The organism is Prosthecobacter vanneervenii, assembly GCF_014203095.1.
Taxonomy (GTDB): Bacteria; Verrucomicrobiota; Verrucomicrobiia; order Verrucomicrobiales; family Verrucomicrobiaceae; genus Prosthecobacter; species Prosthecobacter vanneervenii.
The window spans coordinates 106,283-122,209 of sequence record NZ_JACHIG010000012.1 but is presented as its reverse complement, the minus strand read 5'-3'; the positions used below and the strand labels follow the sequence as shown (position 1 = coordinate 122,209).

The 15,927-nt window shown below is 61.1% G+C and carries 13 protein-coding genes; 5 read left to right on the top strand and 8 right to left on the bottom strand.

Going from position 1 to position 15,927, the window contains the following annotated elements; translation table 11 throughout:
• Positions 1-8 precede the first annotated feature (8 nt).
• The 5 genes from HNQ65_RS22320 to HNQ65_RS22300 form a co-directional block, all read right to left on the bottom strand.
• Positions 9-2,498, bottom strand: a complete 2,490-nt coding sequence (locus HNQ65_RS22320; protein WP_221306252.1) for a DUF4838 domain-containing protein — start codon at positions 2,496-2,498, stop codon at positions 9-11.
• A gap of 54 nt (positions 2,499-2,552) precedes the next feature.
• Complete coding sequence (locus HNQ65_RS22315; RefSeq protein WP_184343214.1) at positions 2,553-3,341, bottom strand: phosphodiester glycosidase family protein; 789 nt, start codon at positions 3,339-3,341, stop codon at positions 2,553-2,555.
• 6 nt (positions 3,342-3,347) lie between these two features.
• On the bottom strand, positions 3,348-5,291 hold the full coding sequence (locus tag HNQ65_RS22310; RefSeq protein ID WP_184343212.1) for an alpha-1,4-glucan--maltose-1-phosphate maltosyltransferase: 1,944 nt from the start codon (positions 5,289-5,291) through the stop codon (positions 3,348-3,350).
• A gap of 49 nt (positions 5,292-5,340) precedes the next feature.
• Complete coding sequence (locus HNQ65_RS22305) at positions 5,341-5,718, bottom strand: four helix bundle protein (protein WP_246438568.1); 378 nt, start codon at positions 5,716-5,718, stop codon at positions 5,341-5,343.
• Between the two features lie 95 nt (positions 5,719-5,813).
• Positions 5,814-6,734 carry a sugar phosphate isomerase/epimerase family protein gene (locus HNQ65_RS22300; RefSeq protein WP_184343208.1) on the bottom strand — a complete coding sequence of 307 codons (921 nt, stop codon included), beginning with the start codon at positions 6,732-6,734 and terminating at the stop codon, positions 5,814-5,816.
• Between the two features lie 51 nt (positions 6,735-6,785).
• Here HNQ65_RS22300 and HNQ65_RS22295 point away from each other — a divergent pair, with 51 nt between their 5' ends.
• Positions 6,786-7,982 carry an alpha/beta hydrolase gene (locus tag HNQ65_RS22295; RefSeq protein ID WP_184343206.1) on the top strand — a complete coding sequence of 399 codons (1,197 nt, stop codon included), beginning with the start codon at positions 6,786-6,788 and terminating at the stop codon, positions 7,980-7,982.
• A 75-nt stretch (positions 7,983-8,057) separates the two neighbouring features.
• On the opposite strand, the gene fabF is transcribed toward HNQ65_RS22295, so the two are convergent.
• On the bottom strand, positions 8,058-9,302 hold the full coding sequence (gene fabF / locus HNQ65_RS22290) for a beta-ketoacyl-ACP synthase II (RefSeq protein ID WP_184343204.1): 1,245 nt from the start codon (positions 9,300-9,302) through the stop codon (positions 8,058-8,060).
• Positions 9,303-9,420: 118 nt separating this feature from the next.
• Between fabF and HNQ65_RS22285 the strand changes: the two genes are divergently transcribed.
• Positions 9,421-10,053, top strand: a complete 633-nt coding sequence (locus HNQ65_RS22285) for an outer-membrane lipoprotein carrier protein LolA (protein ID WP_184343203.1) — start codon at positions 9,421-9,423, stop codon at positions 10,051-10,053.
• A gap of 66 nt (positions 10,054-10,119) precedes the next feature.
• Complete coding sequence (locus HNQ65_RS22280; protein ID WP_184343201.1) at positions 10,120-11,316, top strand: hypothetical protein; 1,197 nt, start codon at positions 10,120-10,122, stop codon at positions 11,314-11,316.
• Between the two features lie 76 nt (positions 11,317-11,392).
• Here the strand turns inward: HNQ65_RS22280 and HNQ65_RS22275 are convergent, their stop codons facing one another.
• A complete protein-coding gene (locus HNQ65_RS22275) occupies positions 11,393-12,277 on the bottom strand; it encodes a polyprenyl synthetase family protein (RefSeq protein ID WP_184343198.1) in 885 nt (294 codons plus the stop codon).
• 376 nt (positions 12,278-12,653) lie between these two features.
• On the opposite strand from HNQ65_RS22275, the gene HNQ65_RS22270 reads away from it, so the two are divergent.
• Positions 12,654-13,859 carry a sensor histidine kinase gene (locus HNQ65_RS22270; protein ID WP_184343197.1) on the top strand — a complete coding sequence of 402 codons (1,206 nt, stop codon included), beginning with the start codon at positions 12,654-12,656 and terminating at the stop codon, positions 13,857-13,859.
• 4 nt (positions 13,860-13,863) lie between these two features.
• Entirely contained in the window at positions 13,864-14,526 is a 663-nt protein-coding gene (locus tag HNQ65_RS22265) for a response regulator (protein ID WP_184343195.1), read from the top strand.
• 1 nt (position 14,527) lies between these two features.
• On the opposite strand, the gene HNQ65_RS22260 is transcribed toward HNQ65_RS22265, so the two are convergent.
• A complete protein-coding gene (locus HNQ65_RS22260; RefSeq protein ID WP_184343193.1) occupies positions 14,528-15,808 on the bottom strand; it encodes a dihydroorotase in 1,281 nt (426 codons plus the stop codon).
• Positions 15,809-15,927: the final 119 nt, after the last annotated feature.

The following is a 15,927-nucleotide window of genomic DNA, read 5'->3' as shown; positions in this document are numbered from 1 at the left end:
GGAAAATCTTACCGACCCCAGAGCTTGGCGAACTTTTCGGGCACATGCAGGTCTGTCTTGCCGGTGGGTGAGTAGGCGGTGCGCTCTGCCTTGCCGTGCCGCACGCGGTTGCGGCCGAGATTGAAGTGCCATGGGAAGAGCTCGGTGGGCCGCGAGCCATCGATGCCCTTGGTGGGGTCGAGCACAAAAGCCTCGTCTCCGACAATCGGGAGCCTCATCTCGATGCTCCAGCGGTCCGAGCCGCGATGCACGGCCACTTGCGCGCCGCTGCTCCAGCCGAGCCCACGTCCACCAGTGGCGCGGTCGAGATCATACACGGCTCCGGCTGGATTGATGGATATCTCGTAGTAGCTGCGCGAGGATGTTTCGATCAGCAGGCTGACGTGGTCGCCGTCCAGCAGCTTCGGATCGTCGTTTTGAGTCGTGCTGATCTGCAGTCTCTTCATGTCCGGCTCCAGGCACACGATGCCGATGTGCAGCGTGCTGCCATCGCGCTGGATCTGGAAGCTGCTACTGCATTTGGGCTGCGTGTCTTCAGGGCGCAGCTTGATCAGCGGCGCGATGCGTACCTCGCCCCACCAGGCTTTGTCCACGTTCCCATCGAGCGGCTTGCTGCCGAGCGGTTTGGCGCCGGTGTTGGACGTTTCAAGCACGCGATAGGAGAGATCCGTTTCGCGTTTGCGGCTGAGCTGCATCCGCAGGGCTTCCAGTGGCTTCATGAGGTCCGCGATCTGCCGGATGCGGCGGCCGGGGAGACTGGCCGGATCGGCGGCGGCCTTGGCCTTGGCGAGAAGGTCCAGAGACTCGCCGATCTTTGCCGCATCGGTGTTCATGTGCATCCAATTGGCCTCCGCATGGGTGATGAAGGCCCTCATTGCCTCTGCCGCACTGCCGTAGTAGCTGGTGAAATAATCTGCCAGCAGCGCATTCACGTCCTGATTCACATCCCAGTAGAGCCGGGCCGTGAGATAGAGATTGAGATGCTCGATGGCGAGGTCGTTGTAGCCGAAGGATTTTTCCTTGTCTGTGGGGTGCGCATAAATTTCCACCAGTTCGCCAAGGCTGACACCTTTCAGCTCGCGCAGGTCCCGGCTGATCTGCTGCGTATAAACCACCGGACGTCCGACCTGCTCGGGGCGTGCATTGGTGCAGAAGTCCCAGCTGATGTACTTGCCTGACGGCAGTTTCTTGAGCCACTCGGCGCGCCATTGGCGGCGCTCCTTCCATTTGGCCTCGTCCCAGAACTCCTGGCGGTGCCGCACGTCGATCAGCGCGAGATTGGGACTCAGCTTTTCAATCTTCTGCGGCGGCTGTGTGTAGGCCCCGTAAGCCAGTGCGCTGACGAGCCGGTCGGGATGGCTGCGATTCACCTCCAGCGCCACGCGGTTCAGGTAACCCCACACGTGGTCGGACATGGTGCCTCTCCAGCCGCGCTCCGGTGTGAGCTGCGCCATCCACGCGGGATCGTCGGAGGTCAGGCCGCTGTAGCCGTCCACGAGGTCGATGTTGTGCATCGGCTCGTGGAAGTGGTCAAACATGGCGCGCACATGCTTCACCTGTTTTTCAAACAGCAGCGGAGAGAGCAGATTGGGGACGCCCTCGCTGCGAGTGCTGCGTTTGCCCTCCTGCAGCAGATACATCTCCGGGTGCGCCTTTTTCATCTCCTCGCGCATGATGACAAACTTCAGCCCGTGGCAGATCTGTGGAAAGCCCGCGATCTCCGCGCCAAAGTTGAGGCCGAGGCGCAGATCCCATAGCGCCCTGTCGCCAATGCCCGTGTGCTGCGTGTAGTAGGAAAAGCGGCGGAAGCCAAAGTCCGGCGTCACGGTGCGGTTCACCTGCGGCAGCGGAATCGTCGCAACCTTTGGCACCACCTCGCCGATCTCTCCGGGAGCGAACCAGCGGCAGCCGAGGCCGCGCAGAAATTCATTCACGGCATTGAAGGTGCCTGCATCATCCATCTCCCAGATGTCGAGCTCCGGGTGGTAGCGCTGGTAGAGCTCGCTGGCGGTGTTCCAAAAGGTGTCCCCCGTGATTTTGTCCCACTCGGCATTCACGCGGGCGGTTTCGTTCTTGTCCCGCTTGCGGCCCCAGGGCTCGATGGGGACATAGTCCTTGTCCGCACCCAGCAGAGCCAGCCAGCCCTCGCCGGATGCCATACGGAAGGCACCGTGCTGGAGCGTCTGTGTCGCAAGGCCCAGTGCCTCCGTGTGGCGGCTCATGCCTACAAAGATGGCGGATTTTCCCGGCGTGCGCTCTGTGACGACAGGCAGAGTCGCGCCGGACATCTTGGCCACGTACTGCTGCAACTCCTTCGCCGCCAGCTTCGTCATGCGTGCGGGTTTGTCAGAGATGACGATCTCCGCATGGGGCTTGCCTTTTTCGACGATGATCGAATCGGCAGCACTCAGCGAGTGAGGCGAGGCAAGCAGGGCGACAACGAGGAGGGAGCAAAGGTGCTTCAGCATGGGGAAGGGGCCGTCTGGCGGAGGCTTCACCAATACAGACTGGAATCTGAAATCTATCTTCAACGAGAGCAAAGCCGCCGCAGCTCACCTTGAATCTCGCGGCAGGACCATGATGGCGTTGCGCACTTCCCAGCCGGGCTTTTCAAAATGCTCACGGTCATCGGCGCTGCGGCACCAAAGGCCGGTAAAGGGGCCGCCATCGAGATTCAGCGCTCGCTTCACTTTCATCTCGGTGATGATGCCAGGCGTGACAAGAATGCCTGCAAGCTCATGCAGCCCGACTCCATTGCACACACCGATGGCCCAGCGTCCAGCGCCATCGGTCATGATGAAAGTGCGGCGGTTGCGCGGGTCCTGGCTGGGATTCAGCACGGGGCAGATTTGCCCCTCATCCACCAGCCAGGGACTGCACTGGATAAAGTCGCTGATGTCTGGCGCGTCCTGAAACTCCTTTTCCAAAATGAGCGACGGCTTGTCCTGACGGACCATCAGCGCACCGACCCAGCCAGCATTGCGGCGGAATTCATCTGCTCGTCTGCCATCGGCGATTTCGAGCCCGTCGGAGGTGAGATTGTCCACATGGAAGTAGCCACCATTGCACACAGCCAGGGCCTTGGCCTCTGCTGCGATTTCATTCAGAGGCGCTGCCATCTGGCGGCTGGGATTCACCGCCACTCGCAGGGTGCACTGCTTCTCATCAAAAAAGACGAGTTGGATCTCAACCTTCTTGGCACCCGTGATCGTCTTGATCACAAAGGTGGCATCATGCCCCAGCGGAGCCGCTTTGCTGCTAGACTCAAGCCGCCATGAGAGCGACATCCCTGCAAGCAAAAGCACCAGCAGGGAGAGCAGCAGCTTTTCGCGGCATTTCATGGTGCATCACTGCTCCACGCGGAAGATGTGCATCGCGGTGCCGCCGGGGCGGAGTTCCACGTAGTTGTCCGCGCCGCGCCATTCGTAGGTCTGGTTGTGCAGCAGGTCGGTCACCTTGTAGGGGCGGCTGCCATCCAGGCCGAGGACGCTGAGGTCCAGATGCACCATGCCGATGGCGGGGTGGTGGGCATCGTGGCTGATGACGCAAAGGATGCGGTTGCTGAAGTCAGGCGTGGCCTTGCTGTAGCAGAGTGTCTGGGCGTGGTCCGCGTGGTGGAAGCGGAGGTTGTCGTAGAGATGCAACGCCGGGTTCTCGCGGCGGATGAGGTTCAGCTGGCGGATGAAGCCGGTGATGTTGCCGAGCTTGTTGTAGTCGCGCTGCTTGAGTTCGTACTTCTCGCTGTTGTTGTACTCCTCCTTGCCGGGGTAGGGGTCGTTTTCGCAGAGCTCGTAGCCGGAGTACATGCCCCAGGTGGAGGAGAGTGTGGCGGCCAGTGCGGCGCGGATGCGGAACATCTGCCCGCCCGCATTTTGCAGGTGGCCGGGCAGGATGTCGGGGGTGTTGGGCCAGAAATTGGCACGGTAGTACCAGCGCATATCGCCACGGGTCAGCTCGGTGGCGTACTCGGTCAGGGACTGGCGGTCCTCGCGCCAGGTAAAGTAGGTGTAGCTTTGTGTGAAGCCCACCTTGCCCAGCACCTGCATCATCTTCGGCTTGGTGAAGGCCTCGGCCAGGAAGAGCACGTCCGGATCCTTGCGCTGGATGGTGGCGATGAGCTCCTCCCAGAAGGCGACGGGTTTGGTGTGCGGATTGTCCACACGGAAGATCTTCACGCCGCGGTCCACCCAGAACTGCACCACGGCGATGAGTTCCTTCCAGAGGTTGCGCCAGTCGTCGCAGTGGAAGTTCAGCGGATAGATGTCCTGATACTTCTTCGGCGGATTCTCCGCGTAGCGGATGCTGCCGTCCGGGCGCTGGTAGAACCACTCGGGGTGGTCTTTCACATAGGGATGATCTGGCGAGCAGTTGAGCGCAAAGTCGAGCGCGATTTCGAGGCCGCGCTTCTTGGCCTCCTTCACCAGCCAGACAAAGTCCTTCTCGGTGCCGAGCGCGGGCTCGATGTTGTAGTGCCCGCCTGCCGGGCCGCCGATGGCCCATGGGCTGCCCACATCGCCCTCTTTGGCAGTGAGGGTGTTGTTTTTGCCTTTGCGTGCGGTGACACCGATGGGGTGAATCGGCGGGAAATAGATGACATCAAAGCCCATGTGCGCCGCGTGATCAAGACGGCCCAGGCAGTCGCGGAAGGTGGAGTGCTTGTCGCTGCGGCCCTCGGCGCCACGCGGGAAGAACTCATACCAGGCTGAGAAGCGTGCGCGCTCGCGCTCCACGGTGGCGCACAGGGTGTCTGAGGTCGTGGACTGGGAGCGGTCCGGGTACTGGTCCATCAGGCTCTGCAGTTCCTCGGAGAGCAGCACGTCCATGAGGTCTGCAGGCTTGGAGGAGGTGAGCACATCGGCAAAGTCTTCGAGCTGCTTGGCGGCGGTGCCCGCAGAGCGGGCGCGCTTCGCGGCCTCGCGCAGCAGGCGTGCGCCTTCCTGGGCCTCCACAGGTACGTCGGGATCCTTGGCCTGCACGCGCACGGCGAAGGTCTTCTTCCAGGAGCGGAAGGTGTCTCCCCAGGCCTCCACGACATACTCCCAGCGTCCGGCTTTGGGAAAGCGGCACTGGCCATGCCAGCGGTCGTTTTCCAGCAGCTTCATGGGAGCCTCAAACCAGCGTTTGGAGCCCGCCGTGCGCCAGCGCAGCACCGCACTCATCACATCATGTCCGTCTTTGAAGATGTCGCACCAGACATCCAGCGTTTCATCAATGACACGTTTGACCGGATGCCGCCCGCCATCGAGGCAGGGGTAGAAGTTTTCGATGACGACGGTAGGGGCGTGGGACATGGCGGGGTTTGCGGTGGTTTGCAGTTGTTGGCAGTGGTTTGCGATGGTTTCAAGCCTGAGAGGAGCGGCGGAGCTGGGATTCGCGGAGATTGTGAATGCGGACCGAGAGGTCGTAGGCCTGGTTCAGGATGGGATCGGTGGCCTCTCTGGAGGTGAAACCAAGGTCGTTGGAGAGAATGAGATCGCACGCTGTCTCCATGAGGGAGCTGTAGGCCTGGCTGGAAAAGTGAGCCTGATCTTTCAGGCTGGAGCGCCCGCTGCCCTCGGCCAGATTATTGGCCACAGAAACTGAGGCGCGGGTGAGCTGGCTGGCCAGGCCAAAGCGCTCTGCGGATGGAAATGCACCTGCGCACTCATACACGGAGCGGACCAGCTTCCGGGCATCCTGCCAGACTTCCAGCTTCTCAAAGGGGAATTCTTTTCTCATGGTCTGCAGCAATCAAGAACCTCAGGCGCAAAGCGCGCCCAAGGCCTCATTCAACCACTGCAAACCATCGCAAACAACTGCCAACCAACGCAAACTCAGGCCAACAAGGGGCGCAGCATGTCGCAGATCTCGGGCACGCGGACAAAGGGATCTTCCTTGGTTTCAAACTCGAGGGTGAACCAGCCTTGGTAGTTGGCGTCGCGCATGATCTGGATCACGCGTTTCACGTCGCTGGGCTCGCTTTCGCCTTTCTTGGCGCCTTTGCGGCTGATCTCCATCTTGAGCTGCACGTTCACGGCATACGGGGCGATCTTGGCGAGATCGGCGTAGGGGTCTTCGGTGTGGAAGTTGCCGCTGTCGAGATTGATGCCGGCCCAGGGGCTCTTGGCGGCCTTCACCATCTTGATGAGGTTTTGCGGCTCCGCCACGATGCCGCCGTGGTTTTCCAGGCCGAGGAAGACGCCTTTCTTGGCGGCATAGTCGAGGCACTCCTGGTAGGACTCCAGGCAGTTGGCCACGGCCTGCTCTTCCGTGAGGTCTTTCGGCTGCGGTCCGGCAAACACGCGGATGTGCGGTGCGCCCATGATGGCGGAGTGGTCGATCCACTTCTTGGTGTAGGCGATCTGCTCGCTCAGCTTCTCACCTTTTGGCAGGGCAAAGTTGTTGCCCACCGCCGTGCCTGCCAGCTGCACGCCACGCAGATAGGCGCGGCGTTTCACTTCCAGGAGGAATGCCTCATCTACGTCCTTCGGGAAGAAGTAGCTGGTCACTTCTGCGCCGGGAACGTTGTTGTCGCCGCACCAGTCGATGAAATCGAGGATGCTCCACTGCGGCTTGCCGTCCTTCGGCTTCTGCTCCTTGTCGCGCATCCACTGGAAGTAGTCGCGGAAGCTGTAGGCGGCCACACCGAGCTGCATGCGGCTCTTGCCGGGGCGCTTGATGGGCTCGATGGCGGGCAGGGTGGAGACGCTGAGAGCGCCGAGGCTGGTGGAAAGAAAATGACGGCGTGAGATCATGACGGATGAAAGAACGGCTGTAGTGGACAGGATTAACAGACTTCCACCCGCATGAACAAGATTTCTCTTTTTGCCGCCGCCCTCTTTTTCACCTCCCTCGGCCACGCCGAGCCCACCAAGGTGAAGCTCTGGCCCGAAGGCGCTCCAGGAGCCAGAGGCACGGAGGACAAAGACCAGCCCTTCATCAACGTGTGGTCGGCAGCCAAGGACAAGGCGAATGGAGCGGCCTTCGTCGTATGTCCCGGCGGTGGCTACGGCGGGCTGGCGGCGGATCATGAGGGCGTGCAGGTGGCCAAGTGGTTCAATGGCCTGGGCGTCTCCGCCTTTGTGCTGCACTACCGTCTCGGAAGCCAGGGGTACCACTTTCCGACGCAGCTCATCGATGTGCAGCGCGCCATCCGCCATGTGCGGGCCAATGCCAAAGAGTACGGCATCGACCCGAACCGCATCGGCATCATCGGCTTTTCCGCTGGCGGGCATCTGACTTCCATGGCGGCCACCATGTTTGATGAAAAACCCGAGGGCATGACGAATGATGCCATTGATCAAGTCAGCGCCCGTCCTGATGTGGCTGCGCCGACTTACCCGGTCATCTCGATGATCGAGGACTACGGACACAAGGGCTCGCGCAAAAACCTGCTGGGCCCGAACGACAACGACGAACTGGCCAAACATGTGAGCACCGAGACGCGCGTGACGGCCAATACTCCGCCCACCTTCATCTTCCAGACCGATGAGGACACTGTGGTGCCTGCCGAAAACGCCGTGGCCTTTTACCTGGCCTGCCGCAAAAACAAAGTGCCCGCCGAGCTGCACATCTACCGCCCCGGTCCGCATGGCGTGGGCCTTTTCCTGGGCGATCCCGTGCTTGGCACCTGGAGCGGCCATCTGCGTGACTGGCTGCGGAACCAGGGCTTTCTCAAGCCGATGAAGCGCACCGCCATCAACGGCAAGGTCACGGTGAACGGCAAGCCCGTGAGCTGGGGCAGTGTGATCTTTGCCTCAGACGATCCCTCCGCACCGGTGGCCTGCGCACGTGTGATGGGCGGCAAGTTCAAGCTGGATGAAAAGACCGGCCCGATCGTGGGTAAAGTGAAGCTGACCGTGAGCTACAGCGCTGCTGATGTGCCCGGTCTGGAAACAGCGGACGGCACCGCGACAACGAAGGAGCAGAAGCCCGGCGCGGGCGAGTGGACCTTGGATGTGGTGGAAGGCGCGAAGGATGTGGAGCTGGCGGTGACGCGATAGGAGAGGACTCCCACCGCAGGCACAAAAAAGACGGGTGGGCTTTCGCCACACCCATCTGGAGATTCCAGTTCAGTCTTAGAACTTCTTGATCAGCAGGGCGGCGTTGTGGCCGCCGAAGCCGAAGGAGTTGCTCAGGGCGGCTTCCACCTTGGCAGGGCGGGCGGTGTTTGGCACGATGTCCACGTCCACTTCGGGGTCGAGGTTTTCGACGTTGATCGTCGGTGGGATCACCTGGTCCTTGATGGCCATGACGGAGGCGATGAGCTCCACGCCGCCGGCTGCGCCGAGGAGGTGGCCGGTCATCGATTTGGTGCCGGAGACGAGCAGGCCCTTGGTGGCGTATTCGCCAAAGGTGCGCTTGATGGCGCGCAGCTCGCACAGGTCTCCCACCGGGGTGGAGGTGGCGTGCGCATTGATGTAATGCACATCGGTGGTGTTCATCTTGGCGTGGCGCAGGGCCATTTCCATGCACTTGGCGGCGCCCAGGCCTTCCGGATGCGGGGAGGTGAGGTGGTAGGCGTCTGCCGTGGCACCGTAACCAGCCAGCTCGGCGTAGATCGTGGCACCGCGCTTCTTGGCGTGTTCGAGTTCTTCAATGACCACCACACCGGCGCCTTCGCCCATCACAAAGCCGTCGCGGTCCTTGTCCCAGGGGCGGGAGGCGCGCTCGGGTTCGTCATTGCGCAGGCTCAGGGCCTTCATATTGGCAAAGCCGGCGAGTCCGCAGGGGCGGATGGAGGCCTCGGCACCACCGGCGATCATCACGTCGGCATCGCCAAATTTGATCATACGCCAGGCTTCCCCGATGTTGTTGTTGGAGGTGGCGCAGGCGGTCACGATGACCATGTTCGGCCCCATGAAGCCGTACTCCGCCGCGATCATGCCGCTGGCGATGTTGGTGATCATCATCGGGATCAGGAAGGGGGAGACGCGGTTCGGGCCCTTGTTCAGCAGGATCTCATACTGGGTCTCGATGGTGCTCAGACCGCCGATGCCGCTGCCCACCATCACGCCCACGCGGTGGGGGTCAAGGCTGTCGGGGTTGAGACCGGCGTCCTTGGCTGCCATTTTGGAGGCTGCCATGGCAAACTGGAAGTAACGGTCCGCACGGCGGGCATCCTTGTGGTTGTTGTAGAAGGGCGTGGGGTCAAAGTCCACCACTTCTCCACCGATCTTGCAGTCATACTTCTCGGTGTCCATGCACTGGATGCGGCGGATCCCGCTCTTGCCTGCCACCAGGTTTTTCCAAAAGTCATCTTTATTGTTTCCGTTGGGGGCGATGGCTCCCATGCCGGTGATGACGACGCGACGTTCGCTCATGTGTGTGAAGTAGGGGGTTGGGGTGAAGGGTCAGAGAACACGGTTTGCACGGGGGGGCAAGGGAAATCATGGCCGCGAAACGCTTGAGAACAGGGCGGTTTGGGTGTCTGGCTGTGGGGTGATTCGTCTGCCGATCATCTTTGTCTTCACCTTTCTGCTGTCCCTGTCTGCCCACGCGGCGCCAGATTCCTCCTCCATCCCACCGGTGATGCAGGCCTGGATGGCGGCGCAGAAAGAAATCGGCAGCATCAAGGTGGCTTTTGAGCAGACGCGCACCACCCCGGCGCTGAAGGAGCCGGTGCACACCAGCGGGCGCTTCTGGCGCATGGCGGACGGGCGTTTCCGGCTGGAACTGGGCGCGCCTGCGGCATCCACACTCATTTTTGACAAGGAGTCCGTGCATCTGAGGGAAAGCCCCGAGGGCCCGTGGCAGACCCTGAAGTCCGACGACAGCCGCGTGCGCATGTGGATGAAATTTCTGAGCGGGCGGGAGATGGACACCGAGTCTCTGACGAACAACTTCACGCTCAAGATCACCCAGCAGGAGCCCGGCTACACCACGGTGGCCATGGTGCCGCGCCCCCTGCTGATCAAAAAATACCTGCGCCAGCTGGACATGCAGATCGAGCCCGGCGGCAGGCGGCTGTTAGGCTTCAGAGTGGTGCAAGGGGATGGATCCACCCTGCTGCTGAATTTTGGCCCACCGGAAAAGCTGAGTGGCGGTTTGGATCAACTCTTTCAACCTCAATGATCCAGAAGAATTCTGGAAAATAGCCGAAGAAAGAGCGGACGGCCCCGTTTAGAGCGGGATACCGCCATGGATCCAACTACCGAGATACTTGAGTCCGAGGATGGATCGCCTTCAGAGGTCGTGGGGGCGCACGCTCCCGGAGCCAGGGCAGTGAAGACCTACAGGCAGCCCAACCGCCTGGTGCGGCTGTGGCGCTCTATAGGCGGCGGGTCGCTGACCTTGAGCATCCTGTTTCATGTGGGGCTGGTCGTGGCGGCTGGGTTTATTGTGTTTGCCTCCAAGGTGTATGAAAAGCAGATCGACTTCCTGCCCGGCGGTGGCACGCAGCAGGGAGCGAAGGCCTCTGCAGAGCTGGCGCACAAGGTGCAGGTGAAGCGGCAGCAAAAAGTGCAGAAGTCCATGCCGCAGCAGCGCCTGATCTCCACCAGCATCGACGCCGCGCTGACACTGCCGGAGGCTCCGCCAGCCATGCTGGACATGCCGGACTTTTCCTCCCTGGCCGGCGGTGACAAGCTCGGCAGCACCGGCTTCGGCACTGCCGGAGCAGGCGGCGGTTTTGGCAGCGGAGTGGGAATGGGAGCCATGTCCGGGCGCGCCTTCAAGCCGCTGATGATGTTTGGGAAAGAGCTCAAGGACACACGCAAGATCGCCGTGGTCATGGATGTCTCCCGCTCCATGACCAAGTTTCTCCCGCTGGTGGCCAAGGAGCTGGACAAGGTGGCCTACGGCAGTCCGCTGGTGCTCTACTTTGGCTGCGGGCTGGTGAAGCCGAAGGAGAAGATCGACGACGACATCAATCCGGTGAGCAGCGACAAGTTTCGCACCTTCTGGCAGGTATGGGAGGGCAAGACCCCGCTCAAGATCTCCAAGGAAGAGCGCAAGAAACTCAAGTATGACCCCGCCAAGCCGATGCCGCTGGAGGCCATCTATGACATGATGAGCCAGCGCCGGAACACCTGGTTTGTGGAGTTCAACGGCATCACCTACGCCTGGACTGCGCTGATGTCGAAGGAGGTCATGGAGGCTGACACGATCTACTGGTTTGCCGACTTCATGGACAAGGTGGAGTCCGAGCAGATGGAGGCAGTTTTGAAGACGCTCAAGAAGCGCAAGCAGAAGCTCTACATCCACGCCTCACGCGAAGGGCGTTCTTTTGCGCAGGTGCGCGATGAGCTCGTGATCCCCTCCGGCGGCGAGGTCATTCAGACGCAGTCCGAAGAGCCGCCGAAGAAGAAGGAGAAGGACAAGATCGCGGCGCAGTAGCAGCGGTCCGATCATTCGTAAAACCCTCCCGGCAGCTGAGCCGGGAGGCTACATGTCATTTAAAAAACAACCGATTCTAGTAATCCCGGTTCAGCAGGTAGTCCGCGAGCTGGCGCAATCTGACGGCGGAATCTCCAAACACATCGAGTGCGCGGCTGGCGGCTTCGGTGAGGCGGTGGGCTTCGGCGCGGGAGGCATCCAGGCCCATCAGCGCGGGGTAGGTGCTTTTCTCTGCCTCGACGTCCTTGCCGGCGCTCTTGCCGAGTTTCTCGCTCGTCTGAGTCACGTCCAGGATGTCGTCGATGATCTGGAAGGCCAGGCCGGTGGCCATGCCAAAGTCATGCAGCGCCTGCATCTGCTCTTCGCTGGCGTTGGCGCTCATGGCACCGAGCCTCACGCTGGTGGTCAGCAGTGCGGCGGTCTTGCCTTCATGAATGAAGCGCAGGTCTTCGAGCGGCAGCTTTTTGCCTTCACCTTCCAGATCGGCCACCTGGCCGCCTACGAGGTGCAGGCTGCCTGCGGTGCGGGCCAGCTCCAGCACCATCACCGCGACTGGATGCAGCGGCGCGATGGGCGTGCGGGTGACGAGCTCAAAGGCCAGCGCCTGCAGCGCGTCTCCAGCCAGCAGCGCCATGGCCTCGCCATAGACTTTGTGGCAGGTGGGTACGCCGCGGCGCATGTCGTCATCATCCATGCAGGGGAGGTCATCGTGAATGAGGGAGTAGGTGTGCAGACACTCGACCGCGCAGGCATTGTAGATAGCATCATCGATGGAGCCGCCGCAGGCCTCAGCCGCTGCCAGGCAAAGGATGGGGCGCAGCCTCTTGCCGCCTGCGAACATGCTGTGTCGCATGGCTTTGTGCAGAGTGGCCGGGCGGGTGTCGGCATCAGGGATGAGGCGGTTCAGCGCGGCATCCACAAAATGGCAGCGCTGGGAGAGGTATTCTTTGAGGTCGGACATGAAAGGGTATTTTGAAGCCCCGAGTCCACCTCAATTCAAGCGGGGATTGAGGGCCGATCACTCAATGAAGAATTGATTGAACAGGTGTCATAGTATTTATGTCGCATGATGAAAAATAAGTTCATGAAGCATCTTCAGAAGTTGAGCTGTTTAGGTCACGTTTCTAATTTGTCGCCATGCCCAGCAACAATAGGCGCAAGATAGGCTTCATCAGCATGACTTAAGTCATGAACTGCTAGGAATATTAGCGGATGGGAGAAATCTGTGAAAGTTAACCGCCTGCATGGTCTCAAAAGAGGTGTCAAAACAATCGGATCAACGAGTCACAAAGGAAGAAGGTGCGTGTCAGGAAGGAAAGTACCTCTCAGCCCGGTGGATGGCCTGTGTTGCCAGCGCGATTTTGACATGGGTCAGCCTGATGCCAGTGGTATGGATCGGCTGGCTGCTGGCCGAAGCAAAAATGCTTTTTGATGCATGGCTGCTCGTTGTTTGCGGCCTGCTGGTGTTTGGCTGGAATCTGTATCATCTCCGGCGGTTGCTGCACAATGTTTTTTCAGAAAATTGCCTAGACTGTGCGCTGGTAAATAACGCGGGAAGCATCGCGAGAATCTTTGGAGTGCAGATTCTGATGGCTGCAGCATGTACTCACCTCGCAGGTCCCTTCAATCCAATCGGGCTGCAGCAGTGGTTCTGGATGCCTACGGCGGGTTTTGCGGGGGTGCTGCTGAGGCGGCGAGTGCACATGATCCTGGTGCTCATCGGAACATTGTTTGTCTCCACGGTCCATGAAAATGCAGTGCGAGGTCATCAGTCGGCCTTGTTTTGGATGTGCGGTCAGCTCACTACGAGTGTCTTCATCATGGGCTGTGCCTTTGCGATGACGCAGGCCTCGCGGCAGCGGCTCAGCACGGCGCGTATGGCCGAAGAGCTGCGTGCAGCCAACGCCCGGCTGGAATTGAAAGCGGATCATGCGGCTGTAAAAGCCGTCGAGCAGGAGCGCGGCAGGCTGGCGCGGGAGATCCATGATGCGGTGGGTCGCAACTTCACTGTGGTGGGTGCTCAGCTGGAAGTGGCGGAGGCGCTGATGCGCGAGTCTCCCACCCAGGCACTGGATTCGATCCAGAAGGCGCAGCGCACCAGCCGCGAGGGGTTGGCGGAGATCCGCCGCTCCATCTCCACTCTGCGCGTCGCAGCGTCGGCCGAGCGCGCGTTGGTGGAGAGCCTCACAAAGCTGATCACTGCCGCAGAGCGGCCTGGGCTCAAACTAGTGTTGCAGCAATCTGGAAAATCGCGCCCCCTTCCGGCGCTGGTGGAGATGTCGCTCTACCGCTGCGCCCAGGAGGGCATCACAAACGCCTGCCGCCATTCAGGGGGCTCGGAAATCGTGGTGCATCTCGACTTCACCTCGGAAAAATACGTGTCACTCAGTGTTGCGGACAATGGCAGGGGCTTCAGCAGGGGCCCGGAGAGCGGGCATGGGCTGAGCGGCCTGCGTGAACGCGCGGTTCTGCTTAATGGTGAGTTTTTCGCAGGAACCGATCTGCAAGGCGGAGGCTGCTGCCGCATGGTCATACCAGCATGAAACTATGACCACACGCATCAAAACTCTTCTCGTGGATGACCAGGCCCCCTTTCGTGAGGCCATGCTCCAGCTGCTAGGGCTGGACGGCCGGGTGCATGTGGTGGCCGAGGCGGCTGACGGGGAGGAAGCGCTGCGGCTGACTGCCGAACATCAGCCGCATGTGGTGCTGATGGACCTGCGCATGCCGGTGATGAATGGTGTGGAGGCCACACGCCGAATCCGTGCCGCGCATCCGGAGGTGCGCGTGCTGATGCTGACCATTTTTGACCAGGAAGAGAATGTGTTTGAGTCGCTGCGTGCAGGTGCCTGCGGCTACGTGCTGAAAAACACCCCGGTGGACCAACTGGTGGAGGCCATCCGCACCGTCGCCAAAGGCCAGACCTACCTGCACCCATCGGTGGCCACTCATGTGGTGGCCGAGTTTAACCGCCTCTCTCAGCCGAGCCCTCTGAGCAGCGAGGAGAAGCGAATCGCCAGCCAGCTCTCCCAGCGGGAGGAGGAAATCCTGCGCCATCTGGTGCGTGGCATGAGCAACAAGGAGATCGCCACTGCGCTGTGCCTCACTGAAGGCACGGTGAAAAACTACATGAGCCGCATCCTGGACAAGCTGCAGGTGCCGGACCGCACCAGTGCGGCGCTGATGGCGCGCACGTTGGGCCTGGCGTGAGCTAGCGCGTCAGCAGCTCCTCACCGCGATACACCACGCGCTCCACCATGCCCTGAAGCGTCTGATCAAGGAAGGGGGTGTTGCTGCTCTTCGACTTCATGAAGGCGCGGCTGAAGGTGGTGGTGCGGGCGGGATTGAAGACAATGAATTCGGCAGTGCCGCCTTCCTTCACTGGCACGGGGGCCAGTTTCATGAGGCGGCGGGGTTCGGCGCTGTAGCGCTTGACGATGAGGCCCCAGTCAAGGATGTCCTTGGAGATGTAGCGGTCATAGAGGGAGACGAGAGCGGTTTCCAGCCCGGTGATACCGAAGGGTGCGCTGGCAAAGTCCTGGTTCTTTTCAAACGGCGTGTGCGGCGCGTGGTCGGTGGCAATGACATCAAACCAGCCATCCTTGAGTCCCTGGAGCAGAGCTGCGTTGTCCTCCGGCGTGCGCAGCGGGGGATTCATCTTGTAGTGCGTGTCGTAGTCGCCAATGTGCTCATGGTTGAACATGAGATGATGCGGCGCGATCTCACAGGTGACGCGGATGCCGCGGTCCTTGGCGCGCTTGATCGTGCTCATGCCTTCGGCGGTGGTCACGTGCTGGATGTTGAGATGAACGCCGGTGTATTCCGCCAGCCGGATGTCCCGGGAGATGCAGATCTCCTCGCTGATGCTGGGGATGCCTGGCAGGCCGAGTGCGTAGCTGATCTTGCCCTCGTGCATGCAACCCTTGCCGCTGAGCGCCTTGAGCTCGCAGTGGCTGGCAAGCGGGAGGTCGTAGTCGCGCGCGTACTCCATGGCACGGCGCAGCACCTGGGGATTGTCCACGGCGTAGCCGTCATCGGTGAGCATGACGCAGCCTGCGGCCTTCATGCCGGCGATGCCCGCCAGCTCTTCGCCCTTGCGGCCCTTGGTGATGGCGCCGCTGGTGTAAATGCCGGGACCGATGCGCGTGCGGCGGGCGCTTTCCAGCACGCTCCGGACCACGCCTGCGTTGTCGATGGCGGGGGAGGTGTTGGGCATCATGACAAAGCCGGTGACGCCGCCATTGATCGCGGCCTCGGCGCAGCTGGCGATGTTTTCCTTGTCATCCTGCCCCGGCTCGCGGGCATGCACGTGAATGTCAAACAGGCCGGGCAGCAGGATGCGGCCGGTGCAGTCGATGATCTCCGCATTCTCCACTCCGCTGATGCCTGCGGCTACGCCGATGATGCGGTCTCCCTCGACGAGCACGTCGGCGGTCTGGAGCTTGGGGCTGTCTTCGCTGGCGATCTGGGCGTTGCGGTAGAGGCGTTTCATGAAGCCATGATGTCAGTCAGGTTTTCAGCCTGTGCAAGCCTGTGAAATGAGATCGTGGAATGCGGGGCGTTATCGGTGCCGAATATCTTGGGAGGCTCGTTTTGCAGGCAGGAGTGCCT

Excerpts from the sequence above, each read along its gene's own strand:
- HNQ65_RS22265 (WP_184343195.1), top strand. The coding sequence starts at position 13,864 with ATGACCACACGCATCAAAACTCTTCTCGTGGATGACCAGGCCCCCTTT.
- HNQ65_RS22295 (WP_184343206.1), top strand. The coding sequence starts at position 6,786 with ATGAACAAGATTTCTCTTTTTGCCGCCGCCCTCTTTTTCACCTCCCTC.
- HNQ65_RS22310 (WP_184343212.1), bottom strand. The coding sequence starts at position 5,291 with ATGTCCCACGCCCCTACCGTCGTCATCGAAAACTTCTACCCCTGCCTC.
- HNQ65_RS22300 (WP_184343208.1), bottom strand. The coding sequence starts at position 6,734 with ATGATCTCACGCCGTCATTTTCTTTCCACCAGCCTCGGCGCTCTCAGC.
- HNQ65_RS22260 (WP_184343193.1), bottom strand. The coding sequence starts at position 15,808 with ATGAAACGCCTCTACCGCAACGCCCAGATCGCCAGCGAAGACAGCCCC.
- HNQ65_RS22280 (WP_184343201.1), top strand. The coding sequence starts at position 10,120 with ATGGATCCAACTACCGAGATACTTGAGTCCGAGGATGGATCGCCTTCA.
- HNQ65_RS22275 (WP_184343198.1), bottom strand. The coding sequence starts at position 12,277 with ATGTCCGACCTCAAAGAATACCTCTCCCAGCGCTGCCATTTTGTGGAT.
- HNQ65_RS22305 (WP_246438568.1), bottom strand. The coding sequence starts at position 5,718 with ATGAGAAAAGAATTCCCCTTTGAGAAGCTGGAAGTCTGGCAGGATGCC.
- HNQ65_RS22270 (WP_184343197.1), top strand. The coding sequence starts at position 12,654 with ATGGCCTGTGTTGCCAGCGCGATTTTGACATGGGTCAGCCTGATGCCA.
- HNQ65_RS22315 (WP_184343214.1), bottom strand. The coding sequence starts at position 3,341 with ATGAAATGCCGCGAAAAGCTGCTGCTCTCCCTGCTGGTGCTTTTGCTT.
- fabF (WP_184343204.1), bottom strand. The coding sequence starts at position 9,302 with ATGAGCGAACGTCGCGTCGTCATCACCGGCATGGGAGCCATCGCCCCC.